We start from the raw sequence: 3321 nt of genomic DNA on the forward strand, positions 1-3321 counted from the left end.
CCGCGGCGGCCGCGGCGCGCTGCTCGGCCTCGGCCCGCAGCTCCCGCTCGGCGCTCACCGCCTTGGCGAGGGCGTCGTGAGCCGTCCTGGCGCGTGCCTCGGCGGCCGCCTTCGCCTGCTCGATGTGGTGACGCTCGATGGCCAGGGCCGCGGTGCCGGCGAAGACCCGGGCAAGGGCGAGGTCGGAGTCCTGCGGGACGCGCGGGGTGCGGTGATACATCGCGAAGGTGCCCAGCAGGCTGCCGTCGCGGGCCAGGATCGGCGTGGACCAGCAGGCGGCCAGTCCGGCCCGGTCGGCGAGCTGCCGGAAGTCGTCCCAGAAGGGGTCGGTGGTGATGTCGGTGACGATGACCGGTTGCCGCCGGTGGGCCGCGGTGCCGCAGGAGCCGACGCCCTCACCGGTGGCGATCCCGTCGATGGCCTGGTTGTAGAAGTCGGGCAGGCTCGGCGCGGCGCCGTGGCGCAGGTGCCGGCCGTCGGGATCGGCCAGCAGCACCGAGACGAGCACCTCCTGCGGTGCGACGTCCTCGATGCAGCGGGCCATGCCGTCGAGCACCTCGGTCAGCGGCGCCTGCCGGGCGATCTGCTCCAGCAGGGCACGGTGTTCGGTCATCAGCCGCTGGGCCTGCTTGACCGGGGTCGTCTCGACGCCGAGGACACGCACCCCGATCACCTCGCCGGCGGCGTCTCGTCGCGGCTCGTAGGTGAAGTCGAAGAACGCCTCTCGCGCCTGCGGGCCGGACCCGAGCACGAGCCGCACGTCACGGACGATGTGGGCCTCACCCGTGCGGTAGACCCGATCCGACACGGCGACGACGTCCCGGCCGGCTCCGTCCGGCACCAGCTCGGCGAGGACGACCCCGGTGCGAGCCTCGTCGTGGCCGAGGGTGGCGAAGAACGCCGGATTCGCCGCCTCCACCACGTGCGCCGCGCCCGAGAGCGCCGCGAAGGCGACGGTGGACTGCCCGAACAACGCCCGTACGTCCTCATCCGCGTCTGCGGGCGCACCAACGGCCCGGCCCTCGCGGACCGCTGGGGTCTGCATAGCCGGATGATACGGGCGGTCCGCGTCCGCCACCTCTCGAGGAACGACACGGTGACCGTCATGCGGCGCCGTGCGGGTCAGTGTCCGGAGCGGCGCAAGGCCTCGGCGCAGCCGGCGGCCACGAAGGCGAGGGCCAGCCCGCGCTGCTGGAACAAGCGTCGACCGTCGACCTGCTCGTGGTAGGCGCGGTGCACGTCGTCGCCGGCGCGTTCCAGCAGCAACGGCAGCAGCCACGCGTACTTCACCCCGCAGGCCAGGACGGTGGTGCGCACCCGGTCGGCGTCGCCGCGCCGGCCGCCCTCGGACAGCCCGTCGAGGTACGCGCCGATGCACGCCTCGGCCAGCTCGGGCAGCCGCTCGGCGGGCCAGAACAGGTCGAACACCGCATCCGGGATGTGGTTGCCGATGTCCTCCCCGACCGCGCCGTCGCCGGTGAAGGCCCAGTCCAGCAGGGCGAACGAGCCGTCCGGGCGGCGGATCTCGTTGCTCACCCACAAGTCGAGATGGCACCGGCAGCGCGGCGCCTGCTCGACCAGCCGGAGCAGGTCCTCGCGGTGGGCGACCAGATGCGCCCAGGCCGGTCGCAGCCCGGCGGGCCACAGCTCCCGGACCAGCGGGCGCTGCCACGCGGCATCGTCGTCGAGCAACTCCCACCGCTCCGGCCGGCTGGTCGAATAGGCGCGCAGGAAGTCCCTCGACGACCACGGCCGGTCGTCGGGCGGCGCGGCCTGCCAGCGACCGCAGGCGCGGGCGAGCGCCGCGTGGTCATCGAGCCCGAACTCCGGCCCGGGCCGGCCGGGCACGTCCTCCAGCCACAGGACGGCACCGTCCGCGGCGTCCTCGACCTCCCCGTCCGGCAGGCCGAGGCCGGCGGCGCGCAACTGCTGCCGCAGTTCGTCGTCGCGGTAGGCCTCGGCCTCCCGGCGCCAATAGTTCCAGTGCCACGGATGCGCCGATCCCGCCCACGTACCGCCCGTGCCGCCGGGCGCCCGCAGCTGCTTGCGGATGCGCGTCGCGCCGCCGGGATAGGTGATCCGGTCCACCGAGGCGGTGACGGCGTTCAGCGGATTGTGCCGCAGCGGGGTGACGGACGGTCGAGCCAGGGACATGCGACCGAGACTAGGCCGACGTGCAGGATGGCGACGAGAGAGAATCGACTCCGGCAGGCTCAGCTCATTGATGGGGGTGCGGTCGTGGATGACGATGAGCTGGACGGCTGGCGTGACGAACTCTGGGACCGCTACCTCTATCTGCGCGAGCAGATGCCGGAGGGCACACCGCTCGACTTCAGCCCCGCGTCCTTGCGGGCGCTGCAGGAGCTGGTCGGTGAGCGATTCGACGGACCCGAACTGGTCGGCGACCCCGGCGAGCTGCCGCTGACGCTGGCGGTCGCGGCCTATGTCGGCGAGACGCTGCTGCGGGTCGCCGGCGGAGGCTGGGGCTGGCAGGCGAACGGGAACGAGCCGCTCGCCGTGCCCGACCCCGCGCTGGGTCTGGCGACGGTGAACCTGCTGGATCTGATCACCGCGGCGGTCGCGGGCGGCGAACAGTTCGAGGCCGTGCATGCGGCGTGGGCGGCGGCCGCCCGGCAACGGGCCGCGGAGGAGCCCGGCTGGACGCCGGCCAAGGAGCCGACCGAGCTGGACGAGGCCGAGGATCTCGACCCGGCCGCGTTGCCGGCGTGGCTGGCCACGCGGGCGGCCGCCTTCCCCGGCGGCGCCCCGTTCGACTTCACCGCGGCGTCGCTGCCCGCCGTGGAGGACATGGTGCGGTCGGCCGCGCCGACCAAGGAGCAGCTGCGGTCCGCGGAGCATCGGGACCTGTACGAGAACGCGGCCTGGTATGTCGGTGAGGTCCTGCGACGCGGGCTCGGCGGCGAGTGGGTCCACGACGAGCCGGGACCGGTCGATGTGGAGGCGGTCGCTCTCCGGCGGGTCGGCCGGCACGGGAGCACCGTCCACCCGGGAGCGGTGGTCGTCGGCGTGATCGGCGATCCCGGCTGGCTGAGTCGCTGCTACGGCATGCACGCCGGCTGACCGCCGCCCCCACGGGACCGGCGATCTGGTCCATCATTGACGTCAGCATCGTCCACAGGGGAGCTGACGATCTTGAGCTGGGCACACCGTCGATCACCGTCTGCGGGGTTGGTGCTGGCCCTTCTGTGCGCCTTGGTGGCATTCGTCGGCCCGCCCGCCGCGGCAGCGCCGACTCCCCCGACGCCCGCCACCCGGCCGGCGCTTTCTTTTAAGAATATAAATTTGAAGTAACTGTCGTTT

At 73.2% G+C, this 3321-nt stretch carries 3 protein-coding genes; 1 reads left to right on the forward strand and 2 read right to left on the reverse strand.

Features of this window, described 5'->3' with window-relative positions; translation table 11 throughout:
• Together AB0M20_RS33845 and AB0M20_RS33850 are read right to left on the reverse strand one after the other, a co-directional pair.
• A partial coding sequence (locus tag AB0M20_RS33845) for a GAF domain-containing protein (protein ID WP_364304412.1) occupies positions 1 to 1045 on the reverse strand: 1045 nt, incomplete at its 3' end.
• Between the two features lie 77 nt (positions 1046 to 1122).
• Positions 1123 to 2154, reverse strand: coding sequence for a hypothetical protein (locus tag AB0M20_RS33850; protein WP_364304413.1), 1032 nt, complete (start codon positions 2152 to 2154; stop codon positions 1123 to 1125).
• 84 nt (positions 2155 to 2238) lie between these two features.
• Here AB0M20_RS33850 and AB0M20_RS33855 point away from each other — a divergent pair, with 84 nt between their 5' ends.
• A complete protein-coding gene (locus AB0M20_RS33855) occupies positions 2239 to 3081 on the forward strand; it encodes a hypothetical protein (protein WP_364304414.1) in 843 nt (280 codons plus the stop codon).
• Positions 3082 to 3321 lie beyond the last annotated feature (240 nt).

The organism is Actinoplanes sp. NPDC051633 (assembly GCF_040681735.1).
Lineage (GTDB): Bacteria > Actinomycetota > Actinomycetes > Mycobacteriales > Micromonosporaceae > Actinoplanes.

What these genes read in the sequence shown, in the direction of transcription:
- AB0M20_RS33850 (WP_364304413.1), bottom strand. Translation starts at nt 2,154, where the DNA reads ATGTCCCTGGCTCGACCGTCCGTCACCCCGCTGCGGCACAATCCGCTG.